Annotated in this window: 14 protein-coding genes and 1 pseudogene; 9 read left to right on the top strand and 6 right to left on the bottom strand. The window is 72.1% G+C overall.

The genetic code is table 11. The features are described from left to right. The first annotated feature begins 19 nt into the window (after window positions 1-19). From ML5_RS16155 to ML5_RS16145, 3 genes are all read left to right on the top strand, one after another. Window positions 20-1,678 carry a sodium:solute symporter family protein gene (locus ML5_RS16155; RefSeq protein ID WP_013475403.1) on the top strand — a complete coding sequence of 553 codons (1,659 nt, stop codon included), beginning with the start codon at window positions 20-22 and terminating at the stop codon, window positions 1,676-1,678. 17 nt (window positions 1,679-1,695) lie between these two features. Continuing rightward, window positions 1,696-2,019: a hypothetical protein gene (locus ML5_RS16150; protein ID WP_013475402.1), complete on the top strand. Its 324-nt coding sequence runs from the start codon at window positions 1,696-1,698 to the stop codon at window positions 2,017-2,019. A 74-nt stretch (window positions 2,020-2,093) separates the two neighbouring features. Further along, complete coding sequence (locus ML5_RS16145) at window positions 2,094-2,477, top strand: hypothetical protein (protein ID WP_013475401.1); 384 nt, start codon at window positions 2,094-2,096, stop codon at window positions 2,475-2,477. A 108-nt stretch (window positions 2,478-2,585) separates the two neighbouring features. Here ML5_RS16145 and ML5_RS16140 read toward each other — a convergent pair whose 3' ends face one another. Continuing rightward, entirely contained in the window at window positions 2,586-4,394 is a 1,809-nt protein-coding gene (locus ML5_RS16140) for a glycoside hydrolase family 6 protein (RefSeq protein ID WP_013288188.1), read from the bottom strand. A gap of 631 nt (window positions 4,395-5,025) precedes the next feature. Between ML5_RS16140 and ML5_RS16135 the strand changes: the two genes are divergently transcribed. After that, entirely contained in the window at window positions 5,026-6,258 is a 1,233-nt protein-coding gene (locus ML5_RS16135; protein WP_013475400.1) for a hypothetical protein, read from the top strand. A gap of 79 nt (window positions 6,259-6,337) precedes the next feature. Further along, complete coding sequence (locus tag ML5_RS16130) at window positions 6,338-7,141, top strand: class F sortase (protein ID WP_013475399.1); 804 nt, start codon at window positions 6,338-6,340, stop codon at window positions 7,139-7,141. A gap of 64 nt (window positions 7,142-7,205) precedes the next feature. Here the strand turns inward: ML5_RS16130 and ML5_RS16125 are convergent, their stop codons facing one another. Beyond that, the gene (locus ML5_RS16125) at window positions 7,206-12,269 is read right to left on the bottom strand and encodes an NAD-glutamate dehydrogenase (RefSeq protein WP_013475398.1); all 5,064 of its coding nucleotides are present in this window, start codon (window positions 12,267-12,269) and stop codon (window positions 7,206-7,208) included. 288 nt (window positions 12,270-12,557) lie between these two features. On the opposite strand from ML5_RS16125, the gene ML5_RS16120 reads away from it, so the two are divergent. Beyond that, the gene (locus ML5_RS16120; protein WP_013288192.1) at window positions 12,558-14,525 is read left to right on the top strand and encodes a penicillin-binding transpeptidase domain-containing protein; all 1,968 of its coding nucleotides are present in this window, start codon (window positions 12,558-12,560) and stop codon (window positions 14,523-14,525) included. 26 nt (window positions 14,526-14,551) lie between these two features. Here the strand turns inward: ML5_RS16120 and ML5_RS16115 are convergent. The 3 genes and pseudogenes from ML5_RS16115 to ML5_RS16105 all read right to left on the bottom strand — a co-directional run. Further along, window positions 14,552-15,705, bottom strand: a pseudogene (locus ML5_RS16115) (arginase family protein); the annotation flags it as partial. 58 nt (window positions 15,706-15,763) lie between these two features. Beyond that, window positions 15,764-16,681, bottom strand: coding sequence for a tetratricopeptide repeat protein (locus ML5_RS16110; protein WP_013475396.1), 918 nt, complete (start codon window positions 16,679-16,681; stop codon window positions 15,764-15,766). 180 nt (window positions 16,682-16,861) lie between these two features. Beyond that, complete coding sequence (locus ML5_RS16105; protein WP_013288195.1) at window positions 16,862-18,550, bottom strand: methylmalonyl-CoA mutase; 1,689 nt, start codon at window positions 18,548-18,550, stop codon at window positions 16,862-16,864. A 317-nt stretch (window positions 18,551-18,867) separates the two neighbouring features. On the opposite strand from ML5_RS16105, the gene ML5_RS16100 reads away from it, so the two are divergent. Beyond that, window positions 18,868-19,248 carry a hypothetical protein gene (locus ML5_RS16100; RefSeq protein ID WP_013288196.1) on the top strand — a complete coding sequence of 127 codons (381 nt, stop codon included), beginning with the start codon at window positions 18,868-18,870 and terminating at the stop codon, window positions 19,246-19,248. A gap of 4 nt (window positions 19,249-19,252) precedes the next feature. Here ML5_RS16100 and ML5_RS16095 read toward each other — a convergent pair whose 3' ends face one another. Beyond that, window positions 19,253-20,896, bottom strand: a complete 1,644-nt coding sequence (locus ML5_RS16095; RefSeq protein ID WP_013475394.1) for a PucR family transcriptional regulator ligand-binding domain-containing protein — start codon at window positions 20,894-20,896, stop codon at window positions 19,253-19,255. 107 nt (window positions 20,897-21,003) lie between these two features. Here ML5_RS16095 and ML5_RS16090 point away from each other — a divergent pair, with 107 nt between their 5' ends. Beyond that, window positions 21,004-22,536, top strand: a complete 1,533-nt coding sequence (locus tag ML5_RS16090; RefSeq protein WP_047890592.1) for a CoA-acylating methylmalonate-semialdehyde dehydrogenase — start codon at window positions 21,004-21,006, stop codon at window positions 22,534-22,536. Window positions 22,537-22,556: 20 nt separating this feature from the next. After that, window positions 22,557-23,888 (top strand): aspartate aminotransferase family protein, encoded by a 1,332-nt coding sequence (locus ML5_RS16085; RefSeq protein WP_013475393.1) that lies wholly within the window; start codon window positions 22,557-22,559, stop codon window positions 23,886-23,888. Window positions 23,889-23,964 lie beyond the last annotated feature (76 nt).

Genomic DNA, 23,964 nt, shown 5'->3' with positions numbered 1-23,964 from the left:
ACACGAGGGGAGCACGGGCATGGGCGGCGGCGGCCTGCGGTTGAACATGAACGCCCTGGACTATCTGATCCTGGCGCTCTACTTCGTCACGGTGCTCGGCGTCGGTTTCGCCGCCCGGCGCGCGATCCGTACCAGCGTGGACTTCTTCCTCTCCGGCCGCTCGCTCCCCGCCTGGGTCACCGGCCTGGCGTTCGTCTCGGCCAACCTGGGCGCGCTGGAGATCATCGGCATGGCCGCCAACGGCGCCCAGTACGGCATCATGACGGTGCACTACTACTGGATCGGCGCCGTGCCGGCGATGGTCTTCCTCGGCATCGTGATGATGCCGTTCTACTACGGCTCCAAGGTCCGCAGCGTCCCCGAGTACCTGCGGCTGCGCTTCAACCGCCCCACCCACCTGCTCAACGCGATCAGCTTCGCTGTCGCGCAGGTGCTCATCGCGGGCGTGAACCTCTACGCGCTGGCCCTGATCATGCAGGCGCTGCTGGGCTGGCCGCTCTGGTTCGCGATCGTCGTCGGTGCGGTGATCGTGCTGGCGTACATCACCGTCGGCGGGCTCTCCGGCGCGATCTACAACGAGGTGCTCCAGTTCTTCGTGATCATCGCCGGTCTGGTGCCGATCACGGTGATCGGGCTGGTCAAGGTCGGCGGCGTCGGCGGCCTGATGGACGCGGTCCGCGACTCCAGACTCGGCGAGGCCGGACTGCACGCCTGGGAGGGCACCGGCAGCACCGGCAACCCGCTCGGCGCGCACTGGCTGGGCATCGTGTTCGGCCTGGGCTTCGTGCTCTCCTTCGGCTACTGGACCACCAACTTCGCCGAGGTGCAGCGCGCCCTGTCCGCACGGAACATGAGCGCCGCCCGGCGTACGCCGATCATCGCCGCGTACCCGAAGCTGCTCATCCCGGCGGTCACCGTGATCCCCGGCCTGATCGCCCTGGTCACCGTGAAAGGGCTGGGCGCCGACGAGGGCGACCTGGTCTACAACAACGCGATCCCGCTGCTCATGCGCGACCTGCTGCCCAACGGCGTGCTCGGTATCGCGGTCACCGGCCTGGTGGCCTCGTTCATGGCCGGCATGGCGGCGAACGTCAGCGGGTTCAACACCGTCTTCACGTACGACATCTGGCAGGCGTACTTCCGGCGGGACCTGCCGGACGAGCACTACGTGAAGGTGGGCCGGATCGCCACCGTCGGCGCGGTGGTCATCGGCATCGGCACCGCGTTCATCGCGGCCGGGTTCAGCAACATCATGAACTACATCCAGGCGCTGTTCTCGGTCTTCAACGCGCCGCTGTTCGGCACGTTCATCATCGGCATGTTCTGGCGGCGGATGACGCCGCTGGCCGGGTTCTGGTCGCTGCTGTCCGGCACTGTCGTCGCCACCGCCACGTACCTGCTCTACAAGGGTGGCGTGATCAGCTTCAACTCGGACCTGGAGGAGAGCTTCTGGGGCGCGGGCCTGGCCTTCGCCACGGTCGCTGTGGTGGCCGCGATCGTCACGCCGCTGACCCGGCCGAAGACCGACGACCAGCTGACCGGGCTGGTGTACGGCCTCAGCGACACCACGCTCGCCGACGACTCGCTGGCCGGCGACACCGCCTGGTACCGCTCCCCGGTGCTGCTCGGCGTCGTCGCCGTGATCCTCGCCGCCCTGTTCTACATCCCGGTCTTCTGAAGGAGGGGACGCACGCCATGGCAGACAACGCGGACCGCCACTACCAGGGCGGCGAGGCGCACGACCCGCTGGTCGACGAGACCGAGGACGCCCGGGAGGAACGCTCCGCCGCGGCCCGGCTGTTCGACATCCGCCGGGTCATCGGCGGCCTGTTCGTGGTGTACGGGCTGATCATCGGCCTGATGGGGCTGTTCGACACGTCCGCCGAAATCGACAAGGCGCAGGGCGTCCGGATCAACCTGTGGGCCGGCGCGGCGATGCTGGTGTTCGGCCTGCTGATGCTGCTGTGGCAGCGGCTGCGCCCGACCGAGACGCCGGAGCCGCACCGCGACGAGTCCTGACCCCTCCGCCCGCATGGCGCGGCCCGCACCGGGTAGGCCACGGGGATCACGCGAAGGGACAGGAGGGCAGCAGCATGACCGATCGTGACCGCGGTGGCGAGCGGCCGCTGGAGGAGACCCCCGAGGTGGCCGCGGCGGTGGACGACGACAGCACGGTGCCCCAGTTGCGCAACGACGGCACCGACCCGGACAACCCGACCTTCACCAAGCCCGACGGCGCGGTGCCGGACACCGGGTCGCCGAACCTCATCGGTGACCCGTACGCGGCCGGGACCGGCGCGACCGGCACCGGTACCGGCGCCGCCCCGGACGACATCCGCACCGGCGCCGAGCAGCCCTGGGATCCGGAGGACCTGGTGCAGGCCCGGGGTCAGGACGTGACGCCGGAGAACCTGGAGCGGGCCCGCCGCGACCTGGCCGAGCTGGGCCGGGCGGCGATCGAGCGCACCGTTCCCTGACACCGGAACGGCCGAGGGCCCCTGGCCGACGTGGGCGTCGACCAGGGGCCCGGGGAACCCGCGCGGCGGTGCCTCACTCCCGCCGCCGCGGGTGGTCCTCACCGCGGCTCAGGAGAGCGGCGGGTACGCGTTCTGCATGAGCTGCTGGAACTGGGCCGGGAACCACGCGCCGGAGATCGGCGCGTCCGGCAGGGCGCCGGACATGCTGTTGCCGTTGCGGGCGTTACCGGTGTAGGTCGGGTCGCACATCCGGTCGAAGCCCTTGCCCTCGTTGTTCGGGATCTCCTTGCTGGAGCCGTCCGACTCACCCGGGGGCTTCACCCAGACGTAGGCGTCGATCCCGGTCTCCGGGTTGGCCCGCGGCCGCTCGCCGAGACCCGCGCCGGCCTGGTTGCACCAGTTGCCGGCGTGAATGCGCCGGTCGACCCGGCCACCGTCGACGTACGCGTCCACGCTGGTCATGGGGCCCGGGCCGGTCGGCCGGGCGGAGCCGCCCCAACCGTTACGGGAGGTGTCGATCAGCATGCCGATGTTGCTGTCGAAGCCGACCGAGACCAGCTTCTGCCGGAACGCCTGGGCGAACGACAGCTCGTCGACGTACTGGTTCCAGTCGATCCACTTGGACTGCCGGACCGTCTGGCCGTTCACCGAGTCGGTGACCTTGACGTACGGCTCCTTCAGGGCGGAGTAGTTCGCCGTGTTGACGATGAAGCCCTGCACGTTGGCGACGGTGCTGCCGGACGCGACGGCGGCGGCCTTGAGCTGGTCGGCGACCGGGCCGAAGTTGCTGTCCCAGCCGATCCAGCCGTGGTGGGCGGCGTCGATGTAGTTGTAGACGTTGCCGATCGCGCCCAGCTTCGCCAGGGCGTAGCCGACACCGTTCACGTACGCGCCGTTGGCCTTCACCGTGTCGCACATGACCGTGCCGCCCGGGTTGCCCGAGGTGTTGGTCACCAGGTTGGGCAGCGAGTCGATCTCGATGATGTTGACGATGCGCAGGTTCCGGTACTTCGAGTCACCCTGGATCGCGGCGATCGGGTCGATGTACTCGGCCTTGTAGCGGGGCAGCTCGTCCGGGCCCAGCTCGCCGTTGGAGGCCAGCGCTGCGCAGTCCCGGCCGGGCAGGTTGTAGATGACGAACTGGATGTAGCCGGCGCCCTGGGCGAGCGCGGCGTCCAGGTGGTCACGGACGCCCATCGCGCCGTTGGAGCTGCTGTCCGGCGTGCCGTTGATGGCGGCGATCCGGTCGATCCAGACCGCGGTCGGGTTGTTCGACACCCGGCTGCCGCCGGACACCGACTCGGCCTTGGCCTTCCACTCGGGGTTCACGTACCCCTTCACACCGACGTACGGGTTGTCGACCCGCTGCCCGGGCGGCGGGGTGCTCGTCGGCGGCGTCGAGGTCGGCGGGGTCGACGTCGGCGGCGTGCTCGTGGGCGGCGTGCTGGTCGGCGGCGTGCTCGTCGGCGGCGTGCTGGTGGACGGCGTGCCGCCGTTGCACACAGTGCCGTTGAGCGTGAACTGGGTCGGCTTCGGGTTGCTGCCGCTCCAGGAGCCGTTGAAGCCGATGGTGGTGCTGGCGCCGCTGGCGAGCGACCCGTTGTACGACTCGTTCTGCGCGGTGACGTTCTGGCCGCTCTGGGACCACCTCGCGGACCAGCCGTTCACCACCCGCTGCGAGCTGTTCGGGAAGGTGAAGCCGAGGTTCCACGAGCTGAGCGCGTCACCGATGTTCTTGATGGTCACGGTGCCGGTGAATCCACCGGGCCAGTCGCTGGTCGTGTACGTCACGCTGCACTGGGTGGCGGCCTGCGCCGCGGTGACCGGGAGGGTCACCAGTCCACCGGCTACCAGGACGCCGGCGCCGGTGAGCGCGAGCGTCCGGTTCCGGCCGGACAGCCTTCTCCACAGATTCATGCCACTGATCTCCTTGGGCGAGACCGGATCCGCGTACGGCCCGGCGCAAATGGCGGCGGCGGTCGTCCTGCGGGAACGACCGTGCGCGCCACGGGTTTCTTCGGGGGACGCCCGACCCGGACGGGCGTTGTGGGGGTGGTGGTGCCGACCGGTCCGCAGACCGGCCGATGGAGCCGGACGTCGGCCGGTGGTGCCGGCTGCCCTCGACGTCTGAGCTCGCGGTGTGGCTCCCCGAACCGCGTGCAGCGATTCTTGCATGGGAGCGCTTCCATGGCAATGGCTCGATACGCCTGCCGCCCACCCTACCGGCGCCCGGCGCCACCACACCCCCACTCCCCGCCGCCCACCGGTGCCCTCAGCTCGGGTGGAACGTCATGGGTGTCAAAACGACCCGGAGACACCCATGACGTTCCACTCGGTACGCGGACCGCACGGAGGGGCGCCGACAGCACGAGTGGGACCGGCGTCGCGGGACCGCCGTGGAGAGCCTGATCGGCGCTACCGGTCGGGCAGCACGCGCCGGGGCCACATCACTGGCAAATCCCTAAAAGCGAATCTTTCCCCGGATAAGTCGCGAAAAGGTCTAACGTCAGCCTTAGCTCGACTGACGTCGGGCTCAGGACGAACAGGGATGGAGACGCTGGTCATGGCTAAGAAGATGCTCGGGAAGGTGGTCGCGGGCGCCGCCCTCGGCGGAGCCGGCCTTCTCGCGTTCACCCCGGGAATGGCCTACGCGGGCGGGCACGACGAGGGCAAGGTCATCGCCAAGCCCCACGTGGTGAAGGCGGGGGACACCGTCGAGCTGCTCGCGATCTGCTCCGAGCCGCAGAAGCACGCCACCGTCTGGTCGAAGGTGACCGGCAAGGTCGACCTGCACCCGGCCCGCGACGGCGAGCACGGCGACTGGGCCGACCGCGGCGGCGACTGGGGCGGCGACCAGGACTGGGGCTGGGACGACAAGGGCCCGGACGGCAAGGACGACCACGGCAAGGGCCCCGACGGCAAGGACGAGCACGGCAAGGGCCCGGACGGCCGCGGCGAGCCGGGCGGGGAGGGGCACGGCCCGGACGGCAACGGCCCCGGTGGCAACGGTCCGGGTGGGAACGGCCCCGGTGGCAACGGCCCCGGTGGCGACGGGCCGGGCGGGAACGGGCCGGGTGGCGACGGCATGCCGCAGCCTCCGGCGAACCAGCCCCAGCCGCCCGCCGGCCAGCCGGAAGGGCAGCCGCAGCCGGGTGGCGCGGGCGCCGGCGCGGCCGTCGACCCGGGCGACTGGCAGGGGCACGACGAGTACGGCCAGGACGCCGAGCCGGGCTGGGAGAAGGAGAAGGCGGGCGCGCCGGACTGGACCAAGGACGAGCACGGCCCCGACGGCAAGGACCGGTACGGCAAGGACGCCAAGGACGAGCACGGCAAGGACGACCGTGGCGGCCGGCCGGACGACAAGGGCAAGGACGGCAAGGACGAGCACGGCTCCTGGCAGGACGGCAAGGACGACTGGCAGGGCGGCAAGGACGACTGGCAGGCGAGCGGAGGCGCCTGGCAGGAGGACAAGGGCGACTACGGCAAGGACGCCGAGCGCGACTACGGCAAGGACGAGTGGGAGCACGGGAAGGACTTCGTCTACTACGGCGAGGCCACCGTGTCGCACGACGCCCGGCCGGGCCGGTACGAGCTGCGGGGCACCTGCGGTGAGGGCGAGCTGGTGGTACTGCCGCGCGGTGGGGTCGACGGCGGCGACGGTGGCATGACGACCACCGGCGTGGACCGCAACCTCGCCACCGGCGGCGCGGGCATGGTCGGCGCCGCGGCGCTGGGCGGCCTGGTGCTGCTGCGTCGGCGGCGGGCCGGTGGCCTGGTCTGACCGGACGACGACCCGGGCCGGCGGCCGTCACGGAAGTCCGTGGCGTGCCGCCGGCGCGGCCGTCGTCGTCCTGCTCGCCATGGCCGGGGCCGGTCTGATCGGCGCGTCCGTCCGGACCGCCCCGCCACCGTCCCCACCGCAGCCGATCTCGCAGGCGGCTCCCGTCACCACCGACCCGCTGAGCGATCCCCCCGGCGCCTACGCCGACCCGGACGCCGAGGGCCGACCCGCACCGGGCACCGAGGGCCAACCGGCACCGGGCACCACCGGCCAGTCCACACCGGGCGGCACCGGCCAGCCGGCAGCGGACGCCGCCGGGGGCGGCCCGGCGACGCCGGGCCCACTGACCGGCGCACCCGGCGCCACCCCGGGCGCCGCAGCCGTCCCGGGCACCCCGGACACGACGGGCGCCGCCCCGGCTCCACTTCCCCGGTCGGCGCCGGTCACCATCTCGATCCCCCGCATCGGGGTGCAGGCGCCGATCATGTCGCTCGGCACGAACCCGGACGGCACGGTCCAGGTGCCCCCGCTGGACCAGGCCATGAACGCCGGCTGGTACTCCCCCGGCGCCAGCCCGGGCGAGGCCGGCAACGCGGTGATCGTCGGTCACGTCGACTCCGCCCAGCTCGGCCCGGCGGTGTTCTTCAACCTCGGCGCGCTGGTGGCGGGCGACACGATAGTGGTCGCCCGGCAGGACGGCTCGTCCGCCACGTTCACCGTGCGGGAGGTCGCGTCGTACCCGAAGACCGCCTTTCCCGCCGCGCAGGTCTACGGTCCGTCGGACGTCCCGGCCCTGCGCGTGGTGACCTGCGGCGGGGTGTTCGACAAGACGGCCGGGAGCTACCTGAACAACATCGTCGTCTACGCCCCGATGACCAGCTGAGGGCGCCAACGGCAGTGGCCCGGTGGTCGGGGAACCGACCACCGGGCCACTCGTGCGTCAGCGGTCAGGCCGCCGCCGAGGTCCGGACCAGGGTACGGATCTGGCGCAGCAGCACCGACAGCGCGGACAGGTCGGCGCGGGACTCGTCGAACTCCCCCATCGCCCGGTGCGCCCGGTGGATCGAGGTGGCGTTCGCCTGCTCCCACTCCTGCACCCGCTCCACCGGTGGCACGTCCTCCGGCGTGGACCCGAGCACCTCGGCGGTGAGCGCGGCCAGCGCGGCGTACAGGTCGTAGCGCAGCGCCATCCGGGCCAGCGTCTGCCACCGGTCCTCGCGGGGCAGCAGGGAGATCTTCGACAGCAGCGCGTCGACCCGGAACCGGTCGGAGAGCACGAAGTAGACCGAGGCCACCTCGCTCACGTCCCGCCCGGTGCCCTGCGCCGTCTCCACGATGTCCAGCAGGCCGAAGCTGTACATCAGGCGGGTCGCCTGCTCGGCCAGGTCACGCGGCAGCCCGCGCTCGACCAGCGACTCGATGTGCGCCGCGATGGCCTCCCGCTCGGTGCCCCAGAACCGGTTCTCCAGGTCCGGCAGGAGCCGGGCCACACCGTCGCGCAGCCGGGCGATCTCCGCCGGCACGTCGATCGGTGACCTCCGGTTGGTGACCAGCCAGCGCACCGCGCGGTCGAGCAGCCGCCGGGTGTCCAGGTAGACGGCCGTCTGCAACTCGGGCGAGACCTTGTTGTCCAGCGCCTCGACCGCGTCCCACAGGTCGCGCAGGCCGAACACCTCGCGGACCACCACGTACGCCCGGAGCACGTCCGCAGCGGACGCCGCCGTCTCCTCGACCACCCGGAAGACGAACGAGATGCCGCCCCGGTTGATCGCCTCGTTGACGAGGACGGTGGTGACGATGTCCCGGCGCAGCCGGTGCCGGCCCATCCGCTCGGCGAAGCGCTGCCGCAGCGGCGTCGGGAAGTAGTTGACCAGGACGTCGGTCGTCCACTCCTCGTCCGCCAGGCCCTCGCCGACGATCTCGCGCTCCAGCACGATCTTGACGTACGCGAGCAGCACCGCGAACTCCGGCGCGGTCAGGCCGCTCTCGGTGCGGACCGCCAGTTCCTCGTCCGACGGCAACGCCTCCAGCGACCGGTTCAGCGCGCCGGACCGCTCCAGCTCGTTGATCATCCGCCGGTGCACCGGGAGCAGCGAGGCGGCCTGGGCCTGGGCGTTGTTGAGCGCCCGCGCCTGGTCGTAGTTGTCCCGCAGCACCAGCTCGGCGACCTCGTCGGTCATCTGGGCCAGCAGCTCGTCGCGCTCCGGCCGGTCCAGCTCGCCGTCGGCGACGGCCGTGTTGAGCAGGATCTTGATGTTGACCTCGTGGTCGGAGCAGTCCACACCGGCCGCGTTGTCGATGAAGTCGGTGTAGATGCGGCCGCCGGTCGAGGCGTACTCGATCCGGCCCTGCTGGGTGAAGCCCAGGTTGCCGCCCTCGCCGACCACCCGGCAGCGCAGGCCCTTGCCGTCCACCCGGATGGCGTCGTTGGACTTGTCCCCCACCTCGGCGTTGGTCTGGCTGGACGCCTTGACGTAGGTGCCGATGCCGCCGTTCCAGAACAGGTCGACCGGCGCGGTGAGGATCGCCTTCATCAGCTCCTGCGGGCTGATCTGCGTGACGTCCTCGTCGAGGCCGAGCACCGCGCGGACCTGCGGCGAAACCGGCACCGACTTCGCCGTACGCGGGTAGACGCCGCCGCCGGCGGAGATCAGCTCGCGGTCGTAGTCCTCCCACGACGAGCGCGGCATGTCGAACAGCCGCTTGCGCTCCTCCCACGACCGGGCCGAGTCCGGGTCCGGGTCGAGGAAGATGTGCCTGTGGTCGAACGCGGCCACCAGCCGGATGTGCCGCGACAGCAGCATCCCGTTGCCGAACACGTCACCGGACATGTCGCCGACGCCGACCACAGTGAAGTCCTGCGTCTGGGTGTCGTGCCCCAGCTCCCGGAAGTGCCGCTTGACCGACTCCCAGGCACCCCGGGCGGTGATGCCCATCTTCTTGTGGTCGTAGCCGGCCGAGCCGCCGGAGGCGAACGCGTCGCCCAGCCAGAAGCTGTGCGCCTCGGAGATCTCGTTGGCGATGTCGGAGAACGTCGCCGTGCCCTTGTCGGCGGCCACCACCAGGTACGGGTCGTCGCCGTCGTGCCGGACCACGTCCTCGGGCGGCACGATCTCGCCGCTGACGATGTTGTCCGTGACGTCGAGCAGCGCGGAGATGAACTCCTTGTAGCAGATCACCGCCTCGTCCCGGTCACCCGGCTTCTGCTTGAGCACGAAGCCACCCTTGGCGCCGACCGGCACGATCACGGCGTTCTTCACCATCTGCGCCTTGACCAGGCCGAGCACCTCGGTCCGGAAGTCCTCACGCCGGTCGGACCAGCGCAGGCCGCCGCGGGCCACCGGCCCGTAGCGCAGGTGCACGCCCTCGAACCGGGGCGAGTAGACGAAGATCTCGAACTTGGGTCGCGGCGCCGGCAGGTCCGGGATGGCCTGCGGGTCCAGCTTGAACGCCACGTACGCCTTGGGCCGCCCGCCCACCGGCTTCTGGTAGAAGCTGGTACGCAGCGTGGCCTGGATCAACGTCAGGTACGACCGCAGGATGCGGTCCTGGTCGAGGCTGGCCACCTCGTCCAGCGCCTCGCCGATCGCGTCGACCAGCTCGCCGCTGCGCTGCCGGCGCTCGTCGAGCGTGGTGGCGCCCGGCGCGAACCGGGTCTCGAACAGCTTCACCAGCAGTTCCGCGATCTGCGGGTACGCGATGAACGTCTGCTCCATGTACTCCTGGGAGAACACGGTGCCGGCCTGCCGCAGGTACTTCGCGTACGCGCGCAGCACGACGACCTGCCGCCAGGTGAGCCCGGCCCGGAGCACCAGCTCGTTGAAGCCGTCCACCTCGGCCTCGCCCCGCCAGGCGGCGGCGAAGGCGTTCTCCACGTGCGGGCGCACCTCGGCCAGGTCCTGGTGCCGCTCGGGCAGCTCCAGACCGAAGTCGTAGAGCCAGATCCGGCCGTCGACACGCTCCACCTCGTACGGGTGCTCGTCGACCACCTTCACGCCGAGCGAGTGCAGCACCGGCAGCACGGCGGAGAGCATCATCGGCTCGCCGTACCGGTAGACCTTGAACCGCACGTCCATCGCCTCGTCGGCGTCGGCGGCGCGGGCCGCGTACGGACGCGGCGGCGCCTGCTTGCGGAACAGGTGCATCTCCAGCTGGCCGGGCTCCTCCAGCAGCTCCAGCTTCGCCAGGTCCTTCATCGCCTCGTACGGCGTGTGCCCGTCCTTGTAGCCCTCCGGGAACGCGTCGGCGTACCGGGCGAACAGGTGCTTGGCCTGCTCGTCGCCGAGCTTGCGTTCCAGCACCAGCCGGTAGTCGTCGTCCCAGAGGCGGGTCGCGTCGGCCAGCTCCTCGGCGAGCAGGTCGGCGTCGATGTCGCCGGGCGGGTTGTTCGGGTCGGTACGCACGATGAAGTGCACCCGGGCCAGCATCGACTCGGTCACCCGCGTGGTGTAGTCGACGCCGACGCCGTTCAGCTCACGCAGCAGGATGTCCTGCATGCGCAGCCGGTTCTGCGTGGTGAACCGGTCCCGCGGCAGGTAGATCAGGCAGGAGATGAACCGCCCGTACGCGTCGCGGCGCAGGAACACCCGCAGCTGCCGGCGACCCGCCATCCGCAGCACGCCGATCACCGCGTGGTAGAGGTCGTCGGTCTTGATCTGGAACAGCTCGTCGCGCGGGTAGGTCTCCAGGATCTGCAACAGGTCCTTGCCGGAGTGGCTGCGCAGGCTCAGGCCCGAGCGGTCGAGCACCTCGGCGACCTTACGCCGGACCACGGGCAGCTCCTGCACGCTGGTCCGGTACGCGGCGGTGGAGAACAGGCCCAGGAAGCGCCGCTCCCCGACCACCTCACCGGCCTCGTTGAAGATCTTGAAGCCGATGTAGTCGAGGTACGCCGAGCGGTGCACTGTGGCACGCGAGTTGGCCTTGGTGATGATGAGCAGGCGCTTCTCCAGCACCTTCTCGTGCGCCTCGGGCGTCATCGAGTTCAGCGACCGGGCCTCCGGCGAGTCGGAGCGCAGGATGCCCAGCCCGGTGCCGAGCACCGCCTCCAGGGCCTGCCCGCCGCGCGCGCCGTCGGTGTCGACCAGCCGGTACTCCCGGTAGCCGAGGAACGTGAAGTGGTCGTGCGCCAGCCAGCGCAGCAGCTCCACCGAGTCGGTGATGTCCTTCTCCGGCACCGGCGGGCGGTTGTCCGACGTCCGGGCGGCGGCCAGCTCGTCGGCGAGCGCGAGGGCCCGCTGCCGCATCTTCGGCCAGTCCTCGACCGCCTCGCGCACGTCGGTGAGCACCCGCTGCAACTCGCGCCGCAACGTCTCCCGCTCGGCCGGGTCGCGGACCGGGTCGATCTCGATCCGCATCCAGCTCTCGACCAGGTCACCGGCGATCGCGTCGTCCGGTTCCACGTCCGCCGACACCTCGGTGAGCCGGCCCAGCGGCTCGCGCCGCACCACGACCAGCGGGTGCACGAGCAGGTGCACGTCCAGGTGGCGGGAGTTCAGCAGGGCGGTCACCGAGTCGACCAGGAACGGCATGTCGTCGGTGACGATCTCCACGACCGTGTGGTGCTGCTCGGCGTCCGGCTCGTGGATGCGGAGCTTCAGCTCGCCCGGCACCCGCTGCTGGGCCAGGTCCCGGTGGGCCCGGGCCGCCTCCAGCATCTCCTCGGCGGTGAAGCCGATCAGCTCCTCGTCCGGCGCGAACCGCCAGAAGCGGTCCACGAGTGTGGCCGCGTCGTGGTCGTCGCCTGCCAGCGCGACCGCCTGGGCGACCAGCCGCTCCGCGTTGGGAACGGGCTCGTCCAGCTCGGCGTCCTCCGACTCGTCGGCCAGTGCCTGCGCAGGCAGGCCCAGGTCGTAGAGGGTGTCGATGCTGGAACCGGTCATCCCGGTCACTCCTGTGTCGAGACGGCTGAAACCGTCTCCGTCGGTCGCCGAATCGAAGCTGTCGTCGTCCCGGCCGGTGTCAGCCTGCCGGAGGTCGGGTCCCGGTTTGATCGCCGGACGCCGGTCCATCGGTGCCACTCCCCTCGACCCACCGCGTTGTGGGTCACTCTGCCGCCCAGCCTAGGCCCTACCGCGCGGTACCTCCCGCGGCGGACCACTGGCCGGACGTCCGGATCGGGACTCTGTCCTTTCACCCGTTGCGGGTCCGTGGTCGGCCGCTCGCGGAGTACCCCGACTGGCGATGTTCATCACACTGCCACACGCCGCTTCTGGCGCTGCCGGAGGCCGTGGCGGGGCGGTGGGGAACGCCGGGCCGTACTAGCGTGCAGGGCAGTTGAGCACCGGAGGGACTGCTTCATGCCCGTGTCGTACCCCGTCCGCCCCCGCCGTCACACCCGTCACCGCGCCCTCGCGGCGCTGACCGCCGTCCTGGTCACGGCCGGCGCGCTGACCGGATGCTCCGGGGACGACGGCCCGGAGACAGCCGTCGAGGCGTTCCTCGGCGGCTGGCGCTCCGGTGACCTCCAGGCGGTCGGCTTCGTCGAGCCGACCGGCGGGCGGCTGCCCGCCGGTGAGGTGACCAAGCAGATCCAGGCACTCGCCGGCGCGCTCGCGGCCGACCCGCCGGAGCTGGCCCGCACCGGCGACATCACCACCAAGGGTGACGTCGCCACCGCCCGGGTCAAGGTGAGCTGGGCGCTGCCCGGCGGCGGCACCTGGGCCTACGAGAATCCGGTACGCCTCAAGCGCGGCGGCGACGACCGGTGGCAGGTGATCTGGGAGCCGTCGGTGGTGCACGAGAAGCTGGAGAGCGGTGACAAGATCGCGCTGCGGCGGGAGCCGGCGCAGCGCGCCGGTGTGCTGGACGCGGCCGGTCAGCCGATCGTCGCGCCACGCCCGGTGGTCCGGGTGCAGCTCGTTCCCGGCGAGGTCGACGACGTCCCCGGCATGGTCCGGAAGCTGGACGCCGCGTTCAAGGCGATCCGGCCCGCGCTCACCCCGCCGGTCGACCTGGGCGACCTGCCGAAGCGGCTCAAGGAGGCCAAGCCGGACGGCCTGGTCGAGGTGGTGACGTTGCGCGACGAGGCGTACCGGCAGATCAAGCCGCGCATCTACGACCTGCCCGGCACCCGGTTCGTCTCGGAGCAGCTCATGCTGGCGCCGACCCGCGAGTTCGCCCGGGCGCTGCTCGGCTCGGTCGACCAGGCCACCGCCGACGACCTCCAGGCCCACCCCGACCGGTACGCGCGCGGCGACCTGGTCGGCCACGGCGGTCTCCAGGGCCGGTACGACGAGCGGCTGCGCGGCGTCCCCGGCGTCACCGTGATCACCCAGCGGACCACCCCGGACGGCAAGGTGGAGCCGACCGGCACGGAGCTGTTCCGCGCCGACCCGAAGCCCGGTCAGCCGGTGAAGACGACAATCGACGCGGCCACCCAGAACGCCGCCGACGCCGCGTTGCGCGGGCAGACCCGCCGCTCCGCCCTGGTCGCCGTACGGATCAGCGACGGCGCGGTGCTGGCCGCCGCGAACGGCCCGGGTGCGGCGGGCGACAACCTCGCCTTCACCGCCCAGGTGCCGCCCGGCTCGACGTTCAAGATGGTCAGCGCGCTCGGCCTGCTCGACCGGGGCGCGGTGACGCCGCAGACGACAGTGGACTGCCCGAAGACGTCGACAGTCGAGGGCCGGGTCTTCAAGAACTCGGACAACTTCGAGCTGGGCCCGGTGCCGTTCGCCACCGACTTCGCCAAGTCGTGCAACACCGCGTTCACCGCGCTGGCGCCGAAGCTCGGTCCGGACGGGCTGGCCCAGGCCGGCCGTACGCTCGGCCTGGAGGCCGCGTGGGATCTGGGCACCGACGCGTTCACCGGCAAGATCTCCGCCAACGGCTCGGCCACCGAGCAGGCCGCCGCCGCGATCGGCCAGGGCACCACGCTGGTGAGCCCGCTGGCCATGGCGAGCGCCACGGCGGCGGTGGCCCGGGGCAAATTCGAGCAGCCGAAGCTGCTGCTCGACCCGGCGCCGGCCAAGCCCGCGCCGGCCGGCGAGGCGCTCAAGCCGGAGTCGGTGACGGCGCTGAAGTCGATGATGCGCGGGGTGGTGACAGCGGGCAGCGGCAGCGCGCTGGCGGACGTGCCGGGCGAGCCGGTGCACGGCAAGACCGGCACCGCGGAGTACGACAACAATCCGGCGCACACGCACGCCTGGTTCGTCGGCTGGCAGGGCGACGTGGCCTTCGCCGTCTTCGTCGAGCAGGGCGGGGCGGGCTCGAAGGTGGCGGCGCCGATCGCCGAGAAGTTCCTGCGCGGCCTGGCCGCGAGCTGAGGCGTACCGGTCAGGCGATGTCGATGCCGGAGCGGGCCGGGTCCGGCTCGTCTCCGGTGGGGGCGCGGCGCAGCAGGCCGGGCCCCAGCGGGTCGTCGCCGAGATCGTCGTCGGCCGTCGGGTCGGGGCCGATCGGCTCCACCGCGACCGCCGGCGCCGGTACGGCCGCCGGGGCGGGCAGCGGCTCGGGCTCCGGCCGGCTGTCGGCGGCGCGGGGCGCCGGTGCGACAGGCCCGGCCGGCAGCAACCGGGGCGGCACGGCGCCCGGCGCGACCACAGGGGCGAGCCCGGCCACCACTGTGTTCACGATCTCGGCCGCGTACGCCCCGTCCGGGTCGTAGTCGGGGTCGAACACGGTCAGCTCGACGCCGAGGCAGTGCGGGGTGTCGACCAGCCCGGCGAGCAGGATCTCCAGCTCGGCGAAGGCGATGCCGCCCGGGTCGGGCGCGTCCACGGCGGGCATCACCGCCGGGTCGAGCACGTCCACGTCGATGTGCACCCAGTAGCCGGCGCAGTCGACGAGCTGCTCGTGCGCCCACTGAGCGGTACGGGCGGCGCCCTCGGCGCGCAGCGCCGGCACCGGCCGGGTGGTGATGCCGGCGGCCTGGAGGTCGAGCCGGTACTCGTCCTGCGCGCGGATGCCGAGCACCACCACGTCGATGTCCCGGAAGTACGGCCTGCGGCCCTCGATCGCGGCCAGGTCGGGCTGTCCCCGGCCGGTCACCAGGGCCAGGTCCTCCCCGGCGGCAGCGCCGACGTAGGAGGCGTTGCCGGGGTGCCGGAAGTCGGAGTGGCCGTCGACGAACACCAGCCCGATCCGCCCGCCGACCGCCTCGCCGAGGCGGTGCATGGCCAGCGCCGAGCCGAGCAGCACCGAGCAGTCACCGCCGAGCACCAGCGGGAACTCGCCCCGGTCGATGATCGCGCCGATCCGGTCGGCGAGCGCCACCGAGTACGCGGAGATCTCCGGCGCGTGGCAGACGCCGTCGCCGGGCCGCCAGTCGCCCGGGTCGTACCGGGGCGGGGTGAGGCAGCCGGCGTCGCGGGCCCGCAGCCGCGCGAGCAGGCCGTGGTCGCGCAGCGCACCAGGCGCCTTGCCGCACCCGGGGACGGAGCTCGCGGTGGGCGGGCGCAGTCCGAGGTTCGTCGGCGCGTCGAGGACGGCGATCCGGCGCATCATGGGCTCCCGTCCTCGGCGGTCGGGCGGGCCGGCGGTGCGCCGGCCCGCGCGGGTTGACTCAGAACAGCGCGCCGGCCAGGGCGCGTCGGGCGGAGGCCACGGCGGGGTCGTCCGGGCCGGCGATGGTGAACAGGCCGAGCAGGTGCTGGCGTACCCGGTCCCGGTCGTCACCGGCGGTGCGCCGGACCAGGCCGACCAGCCGCTTGTACGCCTCGTCGGCGAGGCCGCTGAGCACCTCGATGTCGGCGGCCAGCAGCTGGGCGTCCACGTCGTCGGGGGCGGCCGCAGCGGCGTCCAGCGCGCCCTGCGGGTCGGCGCCCGCCACCCGGCGGGCCAGCCCGACCTGCGCCAGGCCCGCCTCCGCAGCCGCGTCCGCCGGCGACTCGGCCAGGATCTTCCGGTACGCCGCCTCGGCCGCGTCGAGGTCACCGCTCATCAGCGCGTCGTCGGCGGCGTCGAGGCGCGGGTCCTCCGGCTCGGCGACTGTGACGCCACCGGCCTTGAGGACCGCCTGGAGCCACTGTCGCAACTGCGACTCCGGCACCGGGCCGGGGAAGGCGTCGATCGGACGGCCGCCGACGATGGCGTACGTGGTGGGCAGCGTCTGGAGCTGGAACATCTGCGCGAGCCGCGGCTGCTGCTGCACGTCGACCCGGGCCAGCAGCCACGCTCCGCCGCCCTCGGCGGCCAGCCGCTCCAGCACCGGGGCGAACTGGTCGCTCTCCGGGTAGCCGGCGGCGCCGAAGAAGACCACCACCGGTGTGGTGAGCGAGCGTTCGAGCACCTCGGACTGGATGTTCGCCTCGGTCACGTCGATCACTGCGGCGGAGCCGGCGGGGCTGCCCGGCAGCCCGGTCGGCCCAGCGCCCTGGGACGGTGTGGCGGAGGAGGTGTCGGCCGGTGCGGGGGTGCGCAGCGCGCTGAGGTCGACCGCGCCGCGGGTGAAGATCGACGAGGTGATCCGTGGGTCGCTCATGGTTGTCTAGTCTCGCACGTACGCGACGGATCTCCGACCAGCCGCGACGGCGACAGTCACCACTCTCCCCCAGCTCAGCCCGCCCGCAAGGAAGGGCCCCCTGTTAACGCCTCCGGTAGAGGAAGGGCCCCTTCTTAACAGCAGCTGTTAAGAAGGGGCCCTTCCTTGCAGAGCGGCGGGTCAGAAGCGGGCGGGCTCGCGGTAGACGCCCCACTCGGCGCGGAGGGCGTCGCAGATCTCGCCGAGGGTGGCCTCGGCGCGGACCGCGTCGAGCATGGCGGGGATCATGTTCTCGCCGGTCCTCGCCACCTCGACCATCCGCGCGACGGCGGCGGTGACCGCGGCGTCGTCGCGGGCCGACTTGCGCTCGGTCAGCACCCGGCGCTGCTCCAACTCCACCTCGTGCGAGATGCGCAGGATCTCCAGGTCCTTGGCGACGGTGCCGGTGTGGCAGTTGACGCCGACGATCCGCTTGTCGCCCTTCTCCAGCGCCTGCTGGTAGACGAACGCCGACTCGGCGATGTGCCCGGTGAACCAGCCGTCCTCGATGCCGCGCAGGATGCCGGAGGTCATCGGGCCGATGGTGTGCGGACCCTCGCCGCCGAGCTGCTTGATCCGGGCGAAGATCTCCTCCGCCTCGGCCTCGATCCGGTCGGTGAGCGCCTCGACGTACCAGGAGCCGCCGAGCGGGTCGGCCACGTTCGTCACCCCGGTCTCCTCCATCAGCACCTGCTGGGTACGCAGGGCGATCTCGGCCGACTCGTCGGTGGGCAGGGCGAGTGTCTCGTCGAGGGCGTTGGTGTGCAGCGAGTTGGTGCCGCCGAGCACCGCGGCCAGGGCCTCCACGGCGGTGCGTACCACGTTGTTCACCGGCTGCTGGGCGGTCAGCGACACCCCGGCGGTCTGCGTGTGGAACCGCAGCCACTGGGCCTTCTCGCTGGTGGCGCCGTACACGTCGCGCAGCCAGCGGGCCCAGATCCGGCGCGCGGCGCGGAACTTGGCGATCTCCTCGAAGAAGTCCACGTGGGAGTCGAAGAAGAAGCTCAGGCCGGGGGCGAACGTGTTCACGTCCAGGCCGCGCGACAGGCCCAGCTCGACGTACCCGAATCCGTCGGCCAGCGTGTACGCCAGCTCCTGCGCGGCGGTCGAGCCGGCCTCGCGGATGTGGTAGCCGGAGACGGACAGCGGCTTGTACCGCGGGATCTCCCGGGCGCAGTACTCCATCAGGTCGCCGATGAGGCGCAGGTGCGGCTCGGGGTCGAACAGCCACTCCTTCTGCGCGATGTACTCCTTGAAGATGTCCGTCTGGAGTGTTCCGTCCAGCGTGGACAGGTCGGCGCCCTGCCGTTCGGCGGCGACCAGGTACATGCAGAAGACCGGCACGGCCGGGCCGGAGATGGTCATCGAGGTGGTCACGCCGGCCAGGTCGATGCCGTCGAACAGCACCTCCATGTCGGCGGCCGAGTCCACAGCGACACCACAGTGGCCGACCTCGCCGAGGGACTGCGGGTCGTCGGAGTCGCGGCCCATCAGCGTCGGCATGTCGAAGGCCACGGAGAGACCGCCGCCGCCCGCGCCGAGGATCATCTTGTAGCGCTCGTTGGTCTGCCGGGCGTTGCCGAAGCCGGCGAACTGCCTGATGGTCCAGGTCCGCCCGCGGTAGCCGGTCGGATACAGACCCCTGGTGTACGGGAACTCGCCCGGCCAGCCGATCCGCTCGAACCCGGGGTACGCGGTGTCCTCCGGCGGGCCGTACACCGGCTCGACCGGCATTCCGGACAGCGTGGTGAAGTCCGCGTCGCGCTTGCGGGCGGCGTCGTAGCGGGCCTGCCAGCGGGCCCGACCGGCGGCGATCTCGTCAGCGTCCATGCGCGGAGCTCCTTCTCAAGTCGTCGTCCCGAGTCCGAGTGTAGAGCGAGATCCTGAACGATCCTTAAGGGCTCGCGTACCGGCCGGTAACCCGGCGACCGGCCCCGCCGGGGCGACCCATCACCGTCGATCCGCAGGTCAGGGCGCTGTCTCACGTGGCGGACGACTGCCCGGCGCAGCCTCCCGGCAGCCGGGTTCCCGTGCCACACTCCCGCCGTGGGCAATCGAATCGCGACCCGGCTGATTACCTAGGCGGCGTACGCCTCCGCGTGCGTCGCCGGCCAAGCGATCCTGTCCGCTCGTCCTAGTGAGGCCCCGTGAGCGTGTCCGCATCCACCCCCGCAACCGTCGACCATCCCCGGCCCGCCCCCGGCCGCCCGTACGACGAGCCCGCCGCCGAGCACGGCACGCCGAGCACGATGGTGATCCACCTCGGCGTGGGCCACTCCACGACCGGCCTGCTCAAGGTGCTGTCCGTGCTGCACTCCCGCCGGGTCGCCGTCTCACACGTCCAGTACGTGCAGTGCCCCGACCGGTCCGCGGTGATGATCGTCGAGTGCACCCCCGGCACGGCGCCGCTGGAGACGGTCCGCAAGAGCGTCGCGAACGCCGTACCTGTCGTCAGCGTCAGCGTGCACAGCGCGCCGGCCCGCGACGGCGTCCGGCGCCTGCGGTCGGGCCGCGGCACCCACAGGTGACGGGTCAGCCGGTGGCCTCCGGGCCACCGGCGCGCATGACGTCCCGGGCGGTGAGCGCCACGTGCAGCGACAGGCGCCGCTCGCTCGAATCCAGGTCGACGCCGAGCACCCGCTCGATCAGCTCCAGCCGCTGGTAGAGCGCCGACCGCGACAGCGACATCGCATCCGCCGCGCGCCGCTTGTTGCGCCCCTCCACCAGGTACGTCTCCAGCAGCGCGACGTGGTTCGTGCCGTGGCGCTGGTCGTAGGAGAGCAGCGGGCCCAGCTCGCGCTCGACGAACGTCTGGAGGCGCACGTCGTCGCGCAGCAGGTACAGCAGGCCCCGGAGGCGGACGTCGTGCAGCCGGTAGAACGGGCGCGGCTCGGCGGTGTGCACTGTCGCATCGGCCACCTGCGCCGCCTCGACCAGCGAGCGCCGGGCCAGGTCGAGCGTCCGGACCACCGACCCGGCGGCGACCACGACGTCCGCGCCGGCCCGGTGGCCCGCCCGGGTGAGCGCGGCGGACAGGCTCCCCAGCGCCGCCTCGTCGGAGCCGGTCTCGTCGAGCGCGACGAGGAGGGTGACGCCGGTGCCGCCGGCCGCCTCGTCCACGTCGCCGGCGAGCGCGGCGAGCCCGCACTCGCGTACCGCCGTCTCCACCGCGTCGAGCAGTGCCCGCCGGTTCGCGTTCCCGTCGGCGCCGGTGCCCGGGGCCGGCCGGCGCCGCCGGACCACGACGCCGAGCAGCAGTCGCTGCTCCAGGACGACACCGAGCCCGCGCGCCCGCAGCGCCACGTCCCGGGTGGGCGCGGAGTGGTTGACGATGCTCAGCAGCAGACTGCTGCGGGCCTGCCGCTCGACCGACGACGAGTCCCGGGCGACGAGCTGGTTCAGCGCGATGGTGGACGCGGCGCGTTCCAGCAGCACCCGGGTCCGGGCCGGTGGCTCCTGGTCGCACAGCAGCACGAGCCGCCCCCACCGGTTGCCCCGCGCCTCGACGCTCGTCACCAGCCAGCCCGAGCGCGGCTCGTAGCCGGTGCCGGACGGGACCTCGACCGCGCGCGAGCGGGTCTCCCAGCGGTCGAGCAGCTCCTCGGCGGTCAGCGGGCCGGTCTCGTACGCCAGCACCTGGTGGGCGAGGTTCTCCAGCACCGCGGGACGCCGGGACAGGCGGGTGACCTCGCGGAGCACCTGCCGGGGCTCGGCGCCCTCCACCGACAGCTCGGTGAAGATGCGGTGGATCTCGTCCTTCGCGAGCAGGTCCGCCGTCTGTTCCTCGACGATCACCGAGTGGACGACCTCGGTCACCGCGACGAACCGCATCTCGCGCCGCAGCGCGATCAGGGGCAGGTTCCGGCTGCGGGCGTGCTCGACCAGCCCGGCCGGCAGCGTGCCGCCGAACCGGCGGCCCAGCTCGACCACCACACCCGCCACCCCGACGGCCGCGAGGCCGTCGATCCACCGGCGCAGGCCATCGTCGTCGGGGGGCAGGCCGATGCCTGTGGTCAGGACCAGCTCGCCACCGCGGAGCAGGTCGGCGATCTCGGGGATCTCGGCGACGTGCACCCAGCGCACCGGCGCGTCCAGCCGGTCCCGGCCCGCCAGGACGCGCGGCCCGGCCTGCTGCAGAGCCGGCAGTTCGAGCACGTCACGGACGGTCATCGGCATCGGAGCGCCTCCCCCTCTCCTCCGGCGCACAGTATGTGCGCTTCCCGCGGACGGGAACGACACAGTGCCCATTGCCCGGACCTGGGGAAGCACAGATGATCCCGGGCATGACCCAGACAGCACCCGGCACCGCGCCCGCTCCCGTCCCGCTGGAGCGGGTGACCCACTGGATCGACGGCAAGCCGTTCGCCGGCGTCACCGAGCGTACGGCCCCAGTTTACGATCCGGCGCTGGGCGCGGTCCGGACGGAGGTGCCGCTGGCCTCGGTCGACGAGGTGGACCAGGCGGTCGCCTCCGCCGCCGCCGCGTTCGCCTCCTGGCGGACCTCGTCGCTGACCAAGCGCACCCAGGTGCTGTTCGCGTTCCGGGAGCTGGTCAACCGGCACAAGCAGGAGCTGGCCGAGCTGATCACGGCCGAGCACGGCAAGGTCGTCTCGGACGCCCTCGGCGAGGTCACCCGCGGTCTGGAGGTCGTCGAGTTCGCCTGCGGCATCCCGCACCTGCTCAAGGGCGGCTACTCCGAGGGCGTCTCCACGAACGTGGACGTCTACTCGATCCGGCAGCCGGTCGGCGTCTGCGCCGTCATCTCGCCGTTCAACTTCCCGGTGATGGTCCCGATGTGGTTCGTGCCCATCGCCATCGCGGCGGGCAACACCGTCGTGCTCAAGCCCAGCGAGAAGGACCCGTCCGCGTCGCTGCTCGTGGCCCGGCTGTGGGAGCAGGCCGGCCTGCCCGCGGGCGTCTTCAACGTCGTGCACGGCGACAAGGTCGCGGTCGACCGGCTGCTGGAGCACCCCGAGGTCAAGGCGGTGTCGTTCGTCGGCTCCACGCCGATCGCCCGGTACGTGTACGAGACCGGCACCCGCAACGGCAAGCGCGTCCAGGCCCTCGGCGGCGCGAAGAACCACATGGTGGTGCTGCCGGACGCCGACCTCGACCTGGCCGCCGACGCGGCGGTCAACGCCGGGTTCGGCTCGGCCGGCGAGCGGTGCATGGCCATCTCGGCCCTGGTGGTCGTCGAGCCCGTCGCCGACGATCTGGTGGCCCGGATCCGGGAGCGCATCGCCACCCTGAAGGTCGGTGACGGGCGGCGCTCCTGCGACATGGGTCCGCTGGTCACCAAGGAGCACCGCGACCGCGTCGCGTCGTACCTCGACGCGGGTGTCGAGGCCGGCGCCGAGCTGGTGGTGGACGGCCGCGACGTGCGGGCCGACGGCGACGAGTCCGGGTTCTGGCTCGGGCCGAGCCTGCTGGACCGGGTGTCGCCGGAGATGAGCGTGTACACCGACGAGATCTTCGGGCCGGTGCTCTCAGTGGTGCGCGTCGGCAGCTACGACGAGGCGCTCGCGCTGGTGAACGCCAACCGGTACGGCAACGGGACGGCCATCTTCACCAACGACGGCGGCGCGGCCCGCCGCTTCCAGAACGAGGTCGAGGTCGGCATGGTCGGCGTCAACGTGCCGATCCCGGTGCCGATGGCCTACTACTCCTTCGGCGGCTGGAAGGACAGCCTCTTCGGCGACTCGCACGCCCACGGCGCCGAGGGCGTGCACTTCTTCACCCGCGGCAAGGTCGTCACCTCCCGGTGGCTCGACCCCAGCCACGGCGGCATCAACCTCGGCTTCCCCGAGAACGTCTGAGCAGCGGAGAGAGAACGCCGATGAGCAGCAGCGCACAACGCACCTACGAACTCGACCGGGCGCACGTCTTCCACTCCTGGTCCGCCCAGTCGCTGCTCGACCCGATGGTGGTCGAGCGCGCCGAGGGCTCGTACTTCTGGGACGGCGACGGGAACCGCTACCTGGACTTCTCGTCGCAGCTCGTCAACACCAACATCGGCCACCAGCACCCGGTGGTGGTCGCGGCGATCCAGGAGCAGGCGGCCCGCCTGTGCACGATCGCGCCGTCGTACGCCAACGACGCCCGCGGCGAGGCGGCCCGGCTGATCACGGAGCTGACCCCGGCCGGCCTTTCCAAGGTGTTCTTCACCAACGGCGGCGCGGACGCGATCGAGCACGCCGTCCGGATGGCCCGGCTGCACACCGGCCGGCCGAAGGTGCTGTCGCAGTACCGCAGCTACCACGGCGGCACCCAGACCGCGGTGAACCTCACCGGCGACCCGCGCCGCTGGCCCAGCGACAACGGCACCGCCGGGGTGGTGCACTTCTTCGGCCCGTTCCTGTACCGGTCGGAGTTCGGCGCCACGACCGAGGAGGAGGAGTGCGCGCTCGCGCTGCGCCACCTCGAACGCGTCGTGGAGATGGAGGGCCCGTCCACCATCGCGGCGATCGTGCTGGAGACGGTGCCGGGCACCGCCGGCATCATGCCGCCGCCGCCGGGCTTCCTCGCGGGCGTACGGGAGCTGTGCGACAGGCACGGCATCCTCTACATCGCCGACGAGGTGATGGCGGGCTTCGGGCGTACCGGTGCCTGGTTCGCGCTGGACCACTACGGCGTGACGCCCGACCTGATCACCTTCGCCAAGGGCGTCAACTCCGGTTACGTCCCGCTCGGCGGTGTGGTGATCGCCGAGCACGTCGCGGAGACGTTCGCCACCCGTGCCTACCCCGGCGGCCTGACCTACTCCGGTCACCCGCTGGCCACCGCCGCCGCCGTCGCGACCATCAACGTGATGCGGAACGAGCGGATCGTCGAGAACGCCGCCACGATCGGCGCCGACGTGCTGGGCCCGGGGCTGCGCGAACTCGCCGAACGGCACCCGAGCGTCGGTGACGTCCGCGGACTCGGCGTGTTCTGGGCGCTGGAACTGGTACGCGACCGCGGGACGAAGGAGCCGCTGGCGCCGTACGGGTCGTCGTCGCCGGAGATGAACGAGGTGCTGGCCGCGTGCAAGCGCGGCGGCCTGGTCGCGTTCGCGAACTTCAACCGGATCCACGTGGTGCCGCCGTGCACCGTGTCGGAGACGGAGGCCAAGGCGGGCCTGGCGATCCTCGACGAGGCGCTGACACTCGCCGACCGCCACACGGTCTGAGGCACTGCCCACCACCGCCCGCCGGGTCCACCCCGGCGGGCGGTCCCGTATCCGAGAGATCCGCGAGACGGCCGGC

Source organism: Micromonospora sp. L5 (assembly GCF_000177655.2).
In the GTDB taxonomy this organism is placed as follows: domain Bacteria; phylum Actinomycetota; class Actinomycetes; order Mycobacteriales; family Micromonosporaceae; genus Micromonospora; species Micromonospora aurantiaca.
The sequence above is the reverse complement of the archived record's forward strand: the minus strand, read 5'-3'. Positions and strand labels throughout refer to the sequence as shown.